A 13,422-nucleotide genomic window follows, 5' to 3' on the forward strand; every position below is an offset into this window, starting at 1 on the left:
GGGGTTCTCCTAACGGTGCGAGCACATCCGGTCCCCTCCCCTTAGCAAGGGGAGGGTTAGGGTGGGGTTCTCCTAACCAGGCGAGCACATCCGGTCCCCTCCCCTTAGCAAGGGGAGGGTTAGGGTGGGGTTCTCCTAACGGGGCGATCGCCTCATTACGAGTGCGTGACGGGGCGGTAAGCGGAGCTATCCCGTAGGGAATCGCCCCGTCAAGAAGACCCCACCCTAACCCTCCCCTTGCCAAGGGGAGGGGACCGGAAATATAAAAAACCTTATCCTTGTAAGCACTGGGGGAGGTAGCTTCTCTTCTCTTCCTCCCCCCTTCCCTCCCAGGGAAGGGGGGCCGGGGGGGTTAGGTCCTTTACGCAGCCCGATCGCTAAAAAACTGCACCTGTCCTTGATAGGCGCGATACATATTGTCCGATCGCAAGACTTGTTCTCGACCACCACAGGCAATTAATTCCCGATTTAACAAGATTAAATCATCAAAATGGGTAATCGATTCCCCGAGGTCGTGATTCACCACCACCACAATGTTTCCCGCTTCAGCGAGTTCGTGAAAAATCTCAAACAGGACCGCTTCGGTTTTTTGGTCGATGCCCACAAAGGGCTCATCGAAACAGAATATCTCGGCTTGTTGCGCCAGCGATCGCGCTAAAAACACGCGCTGCTGTTGTCCCCCGGATAAATCCCCAATTTTGCGGTTGCGGTAGTCACTCATGCCGACGCGGGCGATCGCATCGGAGGCAATCTGACGGCTGACCGTACTATAGCGCCGAAACCAGCCGGTTTTCTTGGCCCGTCCCATCATTACCACATCCCAGACTGTGGCGGGATAGGTCCAGTCAATTTGCGATCTCTGGGGGACATAAGCGATGCGATCACGTTGTTCCATCAGGGGTTCTCCCTGATAGAGGACCCTACCGCTGAGAATCGGGGTTAATCCTAACATTGCTTTGATTAACGTGCTTTTCCCGGCACCATTGGGTCCAATAATCCCGGTGAGGCGTCCCGGGCGAATCACCGCATTAACATCGCTCAGGGCCTGGACCTGACGATAATTGACCCCCAGATGACTGATACAGATGGCTTGATCCACCAAAGTTGGCGGCTGATTTTTCCAGGAACTGTCCGGTTTGAACGGGTTAGGTCTTTTCATAACAGGTTCTAAAATTTAGCTTTTAATTCCAGGATAGTGTAAATATGAACCCATTGTGAATAAAATATGAAACAAAAATGAAAAGGGTTAAAAAAATGAGAGCGATCGCAGACTATCCGGGAAAACAATCCCTCTGGAAACTGGCAACTGGCCTGATTTTGGGGTTCTGCCTGAGTAGCTGTACTAACCCTGAAGTGAATCGGGCGGGGGACAGTTCTGGGAATCAGCCCCAAGTGGTCTCCACCAGTACCATTATTGCGGACTTAACCGAGTCCATTGCCACCGAAGAGATCCAACTCACGGGCATTTTGACCCCGGGAGTCGATCCCCATATTTATGAACCTGTCCCCGCTGACTCCATTGCCTTAGAGAATGCGGATTTGATTCTTTATAACGGCTATAACCTAGAACCGGAACTGATTAAGTTGATGAATGCTGCGGGAGTGAATGCTCGAAAAGTGGCAGTGGGGGAAGTCGTCACACCGTTGCAGATGGCGGATGAGGCGGCGACGACTCCGGATCCTCATGTGTGGGGGAATGTCATGAATGCGATCGCAATGGTTAACGCGATTCGGGATGCCTTAAGCGAACTCTCCCCAGAAAATGCCGCAGCAATCCAGGAAAATGCTGCCAACTATACCGCCACCTTGGAAGAACTCCATCAATGGATTCAGGCGCAAATTGCTACAATTCCCCCGGAAAACCGCCGCTTAGTTACCACTCATGATGCCTTCCAATACTATGCTCAAGGCTATGGGTTAGAGATTACCGGCACCTTAATCGGCATTAGTACGGAGGAACAACCCAGCGCCCAAACTGTGACGCAGTTGGTAGAGGAGATTAAACGAACAGAGGTTCCGGCAATTTTTGCAGAAACCACCATTAACTCACAACTGATCCGGACTGTAGCAGAGGAGGCCCAGGTCAAGTTGGCCTCCCAGGAACTCTATTCCGATTCCATTGGTGTGCCCGGTAGCGAGGCCGATTCTTATATTAAGATGATGGTCTCGAATACCCGTGCGGTGGTCGAAGCATTGGGTGGAACTTATACCCCGTTTGGGGTGGCGCAGAATTAGAGGATGGGTGTGGGGAATGGGTTCACCCCTGCGCCGGGGTAGAGAAAAACTGCCCGCTTTGAATTGGCAATTTTTCTTTACCCGTTCTTTACTTTTTCTTGCTAAGTTGGCGCTATTCAATTGGCAGGCAGAACAAAGGCGGTGCGATCGGGCTTTTTAGGCCACAGATTTTTGGGCTTTGGCATTCAACCGCAGATTGCCGTGACCATCAATGCTGAAATCCACTCCGGGAATTAAGCCTTTGTGAATTAAGCGTTGATAGAGGGTAGTCCGGAGATTGCTTTGGATTTGAGCCATGATGTCGGAGGGAATCAGATGGGCGATCGCCCAAACCATCGAGTCCCAGTCCAACCAGAGCAACCGTTCGATACTAACAATGATCACGCCGGATAATTCTTCTAGGGTCATCCGGGTGCGGAGATCGGCGATCGTATCTTTCCCGATCGCAATATGTCGGGTCATGATCGCCCGAGTCATTTTGGTAGTTTCTCGTTCTAGTTCTAGGAGGTTCATCTGGGATTCCTTTGCTGATAGTAGGGAGTTGCACAGCAGATTTTTGACGCACCAGCGGCGATCGGGGCAGCCAATGCTTCCGCCTCTCCATCGCGCTTTTGTTCACTGTACCGGAATCCGGCTTAAATCTCTACCTTTTGGAGGATGTTGAATCTTAATTTATTTAAACTTCTGGCTCCCATTTATCGCCTATTTGAGGTCCCCCATCCTTGGCCCTGGTCCGTTCCCAGCGGGTTTCTCGAAGTCGTCCCCCTGAGGGTTCACCGCCAAAGCACGGGCTTGAAACTCACATCCTCCGGAGGATGTGGGTTCAATCGCTGGAAGACAACCCGGTTTATTCACTAAATTGTTGCTGGATTTGCCACCCGCTTGAGACGATGGCCCCCGGTTTCTGCTTCTCTGGAGTTCAGACGGTCCCGCCGTCCTCAGAAACAAGGATTAATTGAAAATCTTTCTTTTGACTGATTTGGCTAACTGCTGACTAAAGATACCCTATTAATCATGCGGTTATTGTTCAAAATAACAAAGCGATCGCCGGGGAAAACCGCCAAACAACACAGGTCCCAAACCGGGCAAAAATTTCCCCCAGCAATGGCCGAACCTGAACTCGCCGAGGAATCGGTGTCCGGCCTAAACCCAAACCGCAGAAAGTGAAGGGCCAGTGCTTAATTGCCACAATTTGGCAATAACGCTAAAGTGGTCAGGAGGGGGAATCTCCGCTAACAGATTCCGGTACAGGGCTTGATTCTCCCGCAAATAGCCAAGGGAAAGATTGGGGTAAGACAATGCATGACAAATTTGATTTTCTATCTCCTCGCAGTCGTTACTACGGCAAATTTACACCAGACAATCCAGAAAATATGGTGTTTAATGCCAACTTGCAGGAGTTTGCCCAGCGCGTTAGCGTGATTAGTTGTTTAGAAACCGGGGGGAAATTACCGCCAGAGGATGCTTACAAACAAATTAAAAGACTTTGGAAACAGCTCAAGCGGTCGAAAAAACAATTAGGAATTGGCACTGAGTCCGATGAGGCTGAATAAAATTTCCCATCCGAGAAAAGAGGCGACTGCCCCGGCATTTCCTCAATGCCGGTTTGGGGCAGTCGCCTCTTTTTTCATCCCATTTCAAAACCAACCATAATAACCTCAAAACTATTTTTTTATGACCATTGCAACTTTAGCTTCAGTCCCCTCCACCCTGCGGCGAACATTCCGCCGCAAAGACTCGATTCCGATGTGGCAAGATGTCCTGTGGAAAATCGATCGCGGAGTAGTCCGGACGATCGCCTGGACGGAAGATGGGTCCACCATCGCCTCGGGATATTGGGGTCCAGGAGATGTGGTGGGTGAACCCCTCTGTTGCATTAATGGTTATCAAATAGAATGTTTAACCTCCGTGGAAGTCAGCATGATTGCAGGGCATCAATGGCAACAAGTCTTAGATGCCATTCGCACCCACACCCAAAAAACGGAAGAACTGCTGACCATTATTCACTGTAAGCAAGTCCAAGAACGCTTGCTCAAGTTTTTGGTCTGGTTAAGCGATAAATTTGCTCGTCCCGTGGAACAGGGACGGTTGCTAGAATTGCCCATGACTCATCAAGAAATTGCCGAGGCGATCGGCATCTCCCGGGTGACGGTGACTCGCCTCCTCCAACGCCTAGAAAATGAAGGGGCGATCGCCCGTCCCCATCGTCAGTCCATTCTTCTGTATGAATCCCTCAGTTTGCCTCTGGTTTAACTCGTCATTGGTCGTTGGTCATTGGTCATTGGTCATTGGTCATTGGTCGTTGGTCATTGGTCATTGGTCATTGGTCGTTGGTCGTTGGTCGTTGGTCATTGGTCGTTGGTCGTTGGTCGTTGGTCATTGGTCGTTGGTCATTGGTCACTGGTCACTGGAGGATGGGGAGGATGGGGGAGATTGACCCATAACAAATGACAAATAACAAATAACAAATGACAAATGACAAATGACAAATGACCAATGACAAATGACCAATGACCAACCCAGCGTTGCCCCCCTTTTTTGCCCGATGAACCCCCAGGGAACCGGGAGAACCGGCCAACTTTTTCCGCTTTGCTCCATTTCCACAGTTCTAAAGTGTCTCCGATGGGGTAAGATATCCCCTATCAGGCGGTTCTGATGGGGTCCAGCCATCAGACGTAAGGGGGAAAGCCCGGTCCCAATCCGGCACTGTCCCGCAACTGTGATCCCAACCCCAGGTTTCCGGTGAATCTCGATTTGCCCTCTGGGGTCGGTAAGTCAGAATGCCCACCGCCTCGGTCGTTAACCCTTACATTCATCTGCGAGGTACAGATGGGCATTGATTTTCCTTTACTAGAACACTCTATTCTGTCAATAGTAGCCCTGGCGCGTAACAGTACGGCAGCGCGATCGTACTTTTGACCCTACACCAACGCCGAGGGGAAAAATTTGCTTTCTTTGTGAGTTCCGTCAACCCGACTGAATACTCACATCCTAGCCAATTTTCTGGAAACCCAGGTCTCGGAATGGTTCCGAGTGCCTGATTTTTTCTCCCCATTGCCGGGGGTTATACGGAATACGGTTGTCAAAGTCTATAAAAACCCGCACCCTAAAGGGTGGGGCTACACGAACAAAGCCCGCCTGCGCGGGCTAATCACGGAAATTGACTTTTACCAACCGGATTTGGTATTAATCCTCACTGTTCCGGAGGAAACCGAGTCTCAGTCGCACTTATGCCCCTGCTGTAACTCACTTATAGATGTTGACCCAATCAATTTTTTTAAACCGAACCCATGCTTAAACAAACCCTCAACCGATTCCCATCTGTTCTACCCCATCACCCCAGAATAACCGGGGGAGCGATCATAGTTGCCCTCGCTGTTGCCTTGTTCTGGGGAATCGAACCGGCATTCGCCCATCACCCGATGGGTTCCGCCACACCGAGTAACTTCTGGGAGGGATTACTCTCGGGATTCGCACATCCGATTATCGGGTTGGATCATTTCGCCTTTGTGGTGGCGATCGCCTTACTGTCTGCCTTCCATCCCTACGGCATCGCGATTCCCATCACCTTTGCGATCGCCGCAATGGGAGGAACGGGAATTCACTTACTCACCCTGGATATTCCTGCGGTAGAAATCATCATTGCCGCTTCCGTCCTCACCGTCGGAACCCTCCTAGGGATGAAAGAACGGCCTAATTTAACCCTGGTTGCGGCGATCGCTGCCGTCGCTGGCATCTTTCACGGCTATGCCTACGGTGAAGCCATCATCGGCGCAGAAACTGCCCCTCTATTGGCTTACCTGATTGGATTTACCGCCATCCAAATCGCGATCGCCTCCGCTGCGATCGGTTTTGTGCGCAAAACTCTTAGCGCTTTGGATCGCGACTCCAACTTATCCCTACGATTTGCTGGATTTGCGATCGGTGGCATCGGTGCAGCCTTTCTAGCCTCTTCAATTGTAGGTTAATTTCGTTGATCTGAATTTCAGGTTCCTAGGGGAACCGGAGGAACCTAACCCCCCCTAGCCCCCCCTTCCCTGCGAGGGCAGGGGGGGGCTAGGGGGAACTTAATTCCCCTAGCCACCCCTTCCCTGCAAGGGCAGGGGTGGCTATCTTACTCCCCCTTCCCTCGTAGGGAAGGGGGCTGGGGGGTTAGGTCACCCCGATTCACCTTTTACTTTATCTCACATCACCCCATGCATAAAATTCCTGTTACTGTAATCACTGGTTTTCTCGGGGCTGGCAAAACTAGCACCATTCGCAACCTCCTCCAAAACAATCAAGGACGACGCATTGCCGTCATCGTCAATGAATTTGGCGAAGTTGGCATCGATGGCGAGTTTCTCAAATCCTGCCAAGTCTGTGACGAATCTCCCGCTACCGATAGCAATATTATTGAACTAACCAATGGTTGCCTCTGTTGCACCGTTCAAGAGGAATTTTTGCCCACCATGCAGGAATTGCTCAAACATCGCGATCGCCTCGATTGTATGTTAATCGAAACCTCCGGACTCGCCCTCCCTAAACCCCTGATCCAAGCCTTTCGCTGGCCGGAAATTCGCACCGGGGCCACCGTCGATGGCGTCGTCACTCTGGTCGATTGTGAGGCAGTCGCTGCCGGTACTTTGGTTGGCGATATCGACGCCTTAGAACAAGCGCGCCAAGCTGACCCCAGCTTAGATCATGAAACCCCCATCGAAGAACTGTTTGAAGATCAACTCGCCTGTGCTGACTTAGTATTACTCACCAAAGTCGATTTAGTCGAGAAAGAAACTCAAACTAAAGTGATTACTTGGCTGCGATCGCAACTTCCCCCTCACGTCAAAATTGTTCCCTGCAAAAGCAGTGAAATTACAGCCGACTTACTCCTAGGATTTAATGCTGCCGTCGAAGACAACCTCGACAGCCGTCCCAGCCATCACGACACCGAGGAAGACCATGAACACGATGATGATATCACCTCATTCAACTTTATCCTAGACCAAACCTTTGATCCAAAAACCCTAGTTAAACAGCTAGAAAACTTAGTCGAGAAAGCAGAAATTTATCGCATCAAAGGATTTGTGTCAGTCCAGAATAAACCCATGCGATTAGTCCTACAAGGCGTCGGCAAACGCTTCGACCACTTCTACGATCGCCCCTGGCAAGAAGCCGAACCCAGGCAAACCCGCCTAGTCTTCATCGGACGCAACCTCAACCGCGACCAAATTTTACAGGCGATCGTCCCCAGTTCGTAGTAACGACTTCAGTCGTTCTCTTCTGTGATGTTCGTAGTAACGACTTCAGTCGTTTCCTCTTAAGTTCGTAGTAACGACTTCAGTCGTTTCTTCCTCCAGTGCATCCAATCGGGTACGTCAGTCCTGAAAACCCGTGAGAAATTTCCCTCCAGGTTCCAATCTGACGCACCCGAATTTCATTTTATTTGTGTGAGACAATCCCCCGTTAACCCAACAAATTTAACTCTCTCGGCGAATGTCCCATATCCCACAGAGCATCAGACAAAGTTCCCATCCCACACTAACTTGTGAATCTTGTTTCGTCAAATTTGAGGCAATCCGCTATAACGGATTTGCTGGGGTTATTTTTCTGAATCGTTATGAAAATAGACCGATCGCTGAGGAATTCCCACCTCAATTTCAGCCTCATCCAAGGCGATTTTGAGCCGATGGCGAAACTCTCGACCCACTCTCCATTGTTGTCCCGGTTGGGTTTGCATCCATAGGCTAAGTTCAATCCCCTGATGAGTCATGTTATTCACTCCCAATACATTTACCGGGTCCAGAATGCGATCGGCCCATTCCGGGTCTTGATGCAATTTTTCCGCCACCTCTTTCACCACCTGTAGCGCTTGGGTGACATCAGAACTATAGGCAATTTCAATGGTAAAATCCAGACGAGACCAATCTTTAGTCAGATTGTGGACGGTGGAAATACTCCCATTAGGAATCGTGCTAAGTCTACCCCCACTGCCACGAATCTGGGTGATGCGGAGGTTCATATATTCAACCACCCCAGATGCTGCGCCGGTATCAATTACATCCCCGATCGCATAGTGGTCTTCTAATAAAATCAAGCTGCCATTAATCACATCCCGGATTAAATTTTGAGAGGCAAAAGAAATCGCAAATCCCGCTATCCCAGCACCGGCAAGTACCGGCGCAATCGGGACTTGAAGCTGATAAAGAATCAGCAAAAGTCCGAGGGCAAAAATTGTAAAGGTAATCATCCCTTTTAAGGCGTGAGAAAAAGTAGAAACTCTCACCGTTAGACGTTTAGAAGCGTTCGGTGCGATCGCCTGCATTTCTATCCAAGAATTAGAACAGCGATCGACCGCAACATGAGCCAGTTTAATCAGAACGCTAGTTAGGAGTAAAATCAGCAGCAGCAACGGTTGAGTCAACAATCGACTTTGTAACCAGCGCGTTTGGGGAAATAATCCCACCACAGTTGCTAGACTCCCCAAGGCGATCGCCAACTGCGTCATTTGCAGCATTCGGCGTTTCAGGAGATTCACATCTCGTTGTCGTTCCCAAGTGAGTTGGCGATCCACCTGAGTGAGAACATCCGACTGGATTTCCCCCTCCTGATCCGAGGGTGGGTTGGTCTCACTTGTGGCTTGGGTGGCGATCGCATTCCATTCCCGTTTGAGTCTCTGCTGTATCCGTAGCAGCACCCCGGCAGCGCCCAGAGTCCCGAGGAGAATGGCAGCAGCGATCGCACCTTGAAGGCGCAGATACTCGGGTTGACGCTCAAACTGGCCGCGAATCAAAGCTTGGGCGATCGTCTGACTAACGTGAGTTGCCAAATCTGTCACCCCCACGCCATAGAGTCGGGCATCCAGTTCCGTCAGGGTGAGAATATCCTTCTGGGCGAGGCGATCGCCATCCCGGACAAACAGCACCCCTTGACCCTCCTGGATCTCAAAACTCACTTCTAGGGTCTGGGGGTCAAAACCAGCAGCGATCGCCCACTTCAGCTTCGTTTCATACATCGTCACCCGCATCTGAAGCGGGGATGTACTGGAGGGGGTGCGATCGGCGATGCCCTCTTCTGCCGTAATTTGGAACAGCTTCCGACCATCCAAGGTAACAGGTGCATACACAATGTTACCAATTTTTCCCGCCGCAGCAAACGGGTTGGCGATCGGCAACGAACTTTCCGGGACTGCTACCCCCGAGGATTGTGCGACCCCAGGCAATCCTGCACTCATCATCCCTAGCGTTGACAACATCAAGCTCAAGATAAAGCTTAAAATATAATAAAATCCTCGCCGATGTCCCCAAACCATGTTCGGTTTAACTCCTTGCATTCGCTTCAATATCCTTTCTACTCTCTCCATTTGAGTCTCTAGTATTGATCCGGTGATTCCTTAAAAATCCTAGAAAAATTTAAGTTTAGTAATGGCTGCTTCTACTGCTGCCATGCGTTCTTCTAGGGAAGTGTTGGTTGTCATGGATTTAAAACAGTGGGTAGGGTTTCTAACTATTGTAGCCCAAGGCTTTAAGTACCGATCGCCCTCTGTGAGGATACAGACACTCATCACAGAAGGTTTCTGAGTCTAGGAGATATGGCATCTGCAATTGGAGGGCGATCGCTCCCCAGGTTGCTAAGATTTAAGCAGATGTAGCTGTGTCACCCTCTGCCACAAATGATGGGAATAACCCAAATCTTCTAGCTTAGAGTGACACCCCATTGAAAGAAGTGATGGCGCGTTCCGGAGAATGGCGGTATTTGGCAAAAAGTGGCGTGGGTATTTTCCTTGTAACGCCCCTACTTTTTGGCTTGATTACATCGTTGCCATTCATAGGGATTGGAGTTAAAATCGAATCAAGCTCACTCAGTAGAATTATGTCAGAACATACCCTGATTCTATCTAAACAAACTTATCAAGCCCTCCTCGAAGTCGCCCAAAAACAAGGGTTAACTCCCGAAAGTTGGATTTTATCTCAACTTGAACAACCCCAGCCTGAAGCCGAACCGTTATCTGAAAAAATTGGAGACTTAATCGGGGCGATCGATAGTCAAATGCAACCTCATCATCAGGTTGAATCCACTGATTTTGGCGAACAGATTGCCACGAAATTATCTAAACAAGGACTGCGACGACCATGATTTTCGCCACACTCAGCCAACCTTCAACTGCGTCTTGTAAATTCTGAGTGACCTCGTCCCAGGTATCACCTTCGGTAATGCAACCGGGAAGGGCTGGGACTTCTGCCCAATAGCCCCCTTCTTCTGCTGGATGAATAATGGCTTTAATTTTCATAAACTTAGCTTCATTACTTTTTTTAGTTCAGTATAGCAGACTCAGACAGAGTTTTCATGCAAAATGAGTAGGTGCGATCGCTTCCAGGTTTCGCAGGGAATCGTGAAGTTGTTAGACTAACAAATTGCTGAGGGTTGTTGAGTGTTTTGGCCTCAAACCCATTGACCGGGCTAAGGAGCAATTTAAAGAGGGGATATGGCATCCGCAATTGTGGGCGATCGCTCCTAACTGTGGCTCCTAACTGTGGCTCCTAACTGGGCTTGGTTTTCTTGATTTCACCATCAAAATCTCGTCCACTCCAACGGGTTTTTAAACCCGGTTGGCGCGACAAAGTGACAACTTCTCTGCCGCTTTCTGCTTCCTTTTTGCGGAGGTCTTCAAATTTTGAACTAAATGACAGTCCAGGTTCCTGGCATTGATCGCCGGGATGTGTTATCTTGAAAACAAGAAAACTAGGATTAAGTGGGTAAAAATCACTAGCTATAGTCCATGGGTTGGGCTTCCATAAACCCCCCGGGTGGACTGCCCCACATCAAATCTCGGCGTCTGGAAAAGCCAGATAGGAGAGTTAATTGATTCATAGAGAGGCAGATTTTCAAGTAAAAAAATGATAGAAAATGCGATTTTAAAAAATGTGGAAAAACTCCCAGAATCTGTAAAGCAGTCAGTTTTGGACTATACAGAATTTTTGGTGAACCGATATGCGGCAGACGCTGCTCAAACCGCCAAAGCAACCCCGCGAGGCGGACTGGGGATTTGGCAGGGTCAAATCTGGATGTCTGATGATTTTGATGAACCTCTGGAAGATTTAAAGGATTATATGTAAGATGAATTGCCTACTGGATACCCATACTTTACTGTGGTACTTGCAAAACAGTGAAAATTTAAGTGATAGAGCCACCGAAATTCTGGAAGATGCCAATAACAATCTCTCGGTAAGTATTGCCAGTTTATGGGAAATTTCAATTAAATTGGGTTTAGGCAAACTTAGGTTACAGAAATCATTTTCAGAATTAGAGGAAGTGCTACAACAACTAAAAATAGGCGTTCTGCCCATTACATTCGCTGATACCGAGTTCTACCTGAGCTTACCCCTCCATCATCGCGATCCGTTTGATCGGATTTTGGTCGCACAAGCCATGAATCATCGCTTGGTTTTGATTAGTCGCGATTCGGCTTTTGATGCCTATTCCATTCACCGAGTCTGGTGATAAGTTGGCAGGGTGTGAATATGGGGAATAATCAGTTCAAAATCTCTATTAACAATTCCGGTAATCATTTCTCTTCGTTTGTCAGCCCAAGCGACGGACATAGCCCGAACCGATTCGCACAATCCAGATTTGAGCATCAGGGTGAGTGGCTTCAAGGCGATCGCAGGCAGCAATTTCACTCTTATCGACCTCAAAATCTCCAGTTTCTAAATCAATCGCCACAATCTTGCCATCATTACCGTTCTCCACTTGTGGGCGAACCTTAAATTCATAAATTTCATCCCCAAGACGAGCGAATTCCTCTTTACTGTAGGGGGGTTGTTTAGTGGTCATAGCTTTAATTTTCCTAAAAAGGCTTCAACTGATTAATTTTATCATACCAATATACGAGGGTTTGGATTGATGGTAATTGTACCGGAGAAACCGGGTTGATAGCAAAATCTCTGTGAGAATGCTCCAAACCCATCAGAGAAACCCGGTTTCTATATTTATGTTACAACCAAAGTATCTAAAGCGGCCAGCGATGAAGCAAGTTTCTTTATTCACATGAGCGCTAAAACAAACTCCCCCTCATTTACAGACTGGTTAATCGAAACATGAAAAACCAATCCACATCTGTCTGAATGAACATTTTTAACGGTAGGAAACTCCTCTGACTTATCAAAGCTCAAAACCTGGTAGAGAAGATCCCCCTGCTGAACCGAAGTACCAAGAGCTACTCTGGATTGAACCATGCCACCTACAGGTGCCCAGTATTTTTTAACTTGGCTTAAGGGTCTGAAACTCATGTTGAGTTCCATGAATTGTTCTGGGGGCAGGCTTTCTATATTGAAAATCTCTTTTTGAACTAGGTAGTTCTTAACTCCACGAACTCCCTTAGAAACTGAATTTGGATTCATTTCCATTCCAGTACCTAGTTCTAGGGTGTATGCCTCTACATCAAATTTGATTTGTTTCCCTAATTTAGATAGGGCGTTCTCTAGTGCCAGCCAAGGCTTCATAAACGCTTCGTCAAAAGCATCCCCATCATAATCATCAAACATGATGCCATGTTCGAGTAAGAATAATTTTGCACTTTCTTCGCGATCGCGGAAGTAATACAAATATTCCAACCCATAATTAGTGTTACTGTGCAAGTCGATCAAGTAGTCAGCATCTAAACAGAGAGATTGCACCTTATATCGATATTTATCGGTTAGCTGAACGCTACTAGGGGCATCAATTTTGGCTTGAATCTGCTCAAAGCGAGTTTTGATTTTATCCTTATAGTTCTGCTTAATGATATCTGGCTCAAGATTAAGTTGTGACTGTGCAAACTCTTCTAAATCCTGACAAATTTTTTCATAGTCCCAGTAGATTCGGTTCCAATCTTTGCCATCATAGGCATTGAATCGTCCTGTAGCAAACTGATGGGAACGTTGGTTTGTTGCTAATGGATTACAGACTGGAACAAGCCAAATTTCTCCCGTTAAGACTTCTTGATCGAGAGTCATCAAAAACTCAATTAATTGATGAATGACAGCATTACCTACAATTTCATTGCCATGTAAGTTAGCTTGTAGGTAAACTTTTTTGCCCTGTCTAGCACCAGAGAACTTATAGACCTTGATGGATAGACGATCGCCAGAGGCAAGTTGTAGGAGGGGAATGGTTTCAATGGTTGGAAGCATATCAATTTTAGTTGGGTTGGGTATGAAATTTAGATTAGCG

General features: G+C 48.2%; 17 protein-coding genes and 1 riboswitch. Of the genes, 9 read left to right on the forward strand and 8 right to left on the reverse strand.

Going from position 1 to position 13,422, the window contains the following annotated elements; all coding sequences use genetic code 11:
* Positions 1 to 197 (forward strand): hypothetical protein (locus NG833_RS15755; protein WP_254566237.1); only part of this gene is annotated, 197 nt, incomplete at its 5' end.
* A 164-nt stretch (positions 198 to 361) separates the two neighbouring features.
* On the opposite strand, the gene NG833_RS15760 is transcribed toward NG833_RS15755, so the two are convergent.
* Complete coding sequence (locus NG833_RS15760) at positions 362 to 1,159, reverse strand: metal ABC transporter ATP-binding protein (RefSeq protein ID WP_254566238.1); 798 nt, start codon at positions 1,157 to 1,159, stop codon at positions 362 to 364.
* Between the two features lie 95 nt (positions 1,160 to 1,254).
* Here NG833_RS15760 and NG833_RS15765 point away from each other — a divergent pair, with 95 nt between their 5' ends.
* Positions 1,255 to 2,235: a metal ABC transporter solute-binding protein, Zn/Mn family gene (locus tag NG833_RS15765; RefSeq protein WP_375293916.1), complete on the forward strand. Its 981-nt coding sequence runs from the start codon at positions 1,255 to 1,257 to the stop codon at positions 2,233 to 2,235.
* 156 nt (positions 2,236 to 2,391) lie between these two features.
* On the opposite strand, the gene NG833_RS15770 is transcribed toward NG833_RS15765, so the two are convergent.
* Together NG833_RS15770 and NG833_RS15775 are read right to left on the reverse strand one after the other, a co-directional pair.
* Entirely contained in the window at positions 2,392 to 2,748 is a 357-nt protein-coding gene (locus NG833_RS15770) for a hypothetical protein (protein WP_254566240.1), read from the reverse strand.
* A 514-nt stretch (positions 2,749 to 3,262) separates the two neighbouring features.
* Positions 3,263 to 3,424, reverse strand: coding sequence for a hypothetical protein (locus NG833_RS15775; RefSeq protein ID WP_254566241.1), 162 nt, complete (start codon positions 3,422 to 3,424; stop codon positions 3,263 to 3,265).
* Between the two features lie 109 nt (positions 3,425 to 3,533).
* Between NG833_RS15775 and NG833_RS15780 the strand changes: the two genes are divergently transcribed.
* The 4 genes from NG833_RS15780 to cobW all read left to right on the forward strand — a co-directional run bounded on the left by NG833_RS15780 (position 3,534) and on the right by cobW (position 7,472).
* Positions 3,534 to 3,788 carry a hypothetical protein gene (locus NG833_RS15780; protein WP_254566242.1) on the forward strand — a complete coding sequence of 85 codons (255 nt, stop codon included), beginning with the start codon at positions 3,534 to 3,536 and terminating at the stop codon, positions 3,786 to 3,788.
* Between the two features lie 121 nt (positions 3,789 to 3,909).
* Positions 3,910 to 4,488: a Crp/Fnr family transcriptional regulator gene (locus NG833_RS15785; protein ID WP_254566243.1), complete on the forward strand. Its 579-nt coding sequence runs from the start codon at positions 3,910 to 3,912 to the stop codon at positions 4,486 to 4,488.
* 377 nt (positions 4,489 to 4,865) lie between these two features.
* Positions 4,866 to 5,042, forward strand: a riboswitch (cobalamin riboswitch).
* 483 nt (positions 5,043 to 5,525) lie between these two features.
* Positions 5,526 to 6,203 carry a HupE/UreJ family protein gene (locus NG833_RS15795; RefSeq protein ID WP_254566244.1) on the forward strand — a complete coding sequence of 226 codons (678 nt, stop codon included), beginning with the start codon at positions 5,526 to 5,528 and terminating at the stop codon, positions 6,201 to 6,203.
* Positions 6,204 to 6,431: 228 nt separating this feature from the next.
* Entirely contained in the window at positions 6,432 to 7,472 is a 1,041-nt protein-coding gene (cobW, locus tag NG833_RS15800; RefSeq protein WP_254566245.1) for a cobalamin biosynthesis protein CobW, read from the forward strand.
* A gap of 341 nt (positions 7,473 to 7,813) precedes the next feature.
* On the opposite strand, the gene NG833_RS15805 is transcribed toward cobW, so the two are convergent.
* Entirely contained in the window at positions 7,814 to 9,544 is a 1,731-nt protein-coding gene (locus tag NG833_RS15805) for a mechanosensitive ion channel family protein (protein WP_254566246.1), read from the reverse strand.
* A gap of 69 nt (positions 9,545 to 9,613) precedes the next feature.
* Positions 9,614 to 9,775: a hypothetical protein gene (locus NG833_RS15810; protein ID WP_254566247.1), complete on the reverse strand. Its 162-nt coding sequence runs from the start codon at positions 9,773 to 9,775 to the stop codon at positions 9,614 to 9,616.
* Positions 9,776 to 10,083: 308 nt separating this feature from the next.
* Here NG833_RS15810 and NG833_RS15815 point away from each other — a divergent pair, with 308 nt between their 5' ends.
* Positions 10,084 to 10,347: a hypothetical protein gene (locus tag NG833_RS15815; RefSeq protein ID WP_254566248.1), complete on the forward strand. Its 264-nt coding sequence runs from the start codon at positions 10,084 to 10,086 to the stop codon at positions 10,345 to 10,347.
* Here NG833_RS15815 and NG833_RS15820 read toward each other — a convergent pair.
* Positions 10,322 to 10,501, reverse strand: coding sequence for a type II toxin-antitoxin system HicB family antitoxin (locus NG833_RS15820; RefSeq protein ID WP_254566249.1), 180 nt, complete (start codon positions 10,499 to 10,501; stop codon positions 10,322 to 10,324). The two genes, NG833_RS15815 and NG833_RS15820, sit on opposite strands and share 26 nt — an antisense overlap.
* 607 nt (positions 10,502 to 11,108) lie before the next feature.
* On the opposite strand from NG833_RS15820, the gene NG833_RS15825 reads away from it, so the two are divergent.
* Positions 11,109 to 11,327 (forward strand): DUF2281 domain-containing protein, encoded by a 219-nt coding sequence (locus NG833_RS15825; RefSeq protein WP_111890892.1) that lies wholly within the window; start codon positions 11,109 to 11,111, stop codon positions 11,325 to 11,327.
* A 1-nt stretch (position 11,328) separates the two neighbouring features.
* A complete protein-coding gene (locus NG833_RS15830; protein ID WP_254566250.1) occupies positions 11,329 to 11,712 on the forward strand; it encodes a type II toxin-antitoxin system VapC family toxin in 384 nt (127 codons plus the stop codon).
* 81 nt (positions 11,713 to 11,793) lie between these two features.
* Here NG833_RS15830 and NG833_RS15835 read toward each other — a convergent pair whose 3' ends face one another.
* Positions 11,794 to 12,045 carry a hypothetical protein gene (locus tag NG833_RS15835; protein ID WP_254566251.1) on the reverse strand — a complete coding sequence of 84 codons (252 nt, stop codon included), beginning with the start codon at positions 12,043 to 12,045 and terminating at the stop codon, positions 11,794 to 11,796.
* Between the two features lie 209 nt (positions 12,046 to 12,254).
* The gene (locus tag NG833_RS15840; RefSeq protein WP_254566252.1) at positions 12,255 to 13,382 is read right to left on the reverse strand and encodes a succinylglutamate desuccinylase/aspartoacylase family protein; all 1,128 of its coding nucleotides are present in this window, start codon (positions 13,380 to 13,382) and stop codon (positions 12,255 to 12,257) included.
* Positions 13,383 to 13,422 lie beyond the last annotated feature (40 nt).

This window comes from Oscillatoria sp. HE19RPO, assembly GCF_024220515.1.
GTDB lineage: Bacteria > Cyanobacteriota > Cyanobacteriia > Cyanobacteriales > Laspinemataceae > Laspinema.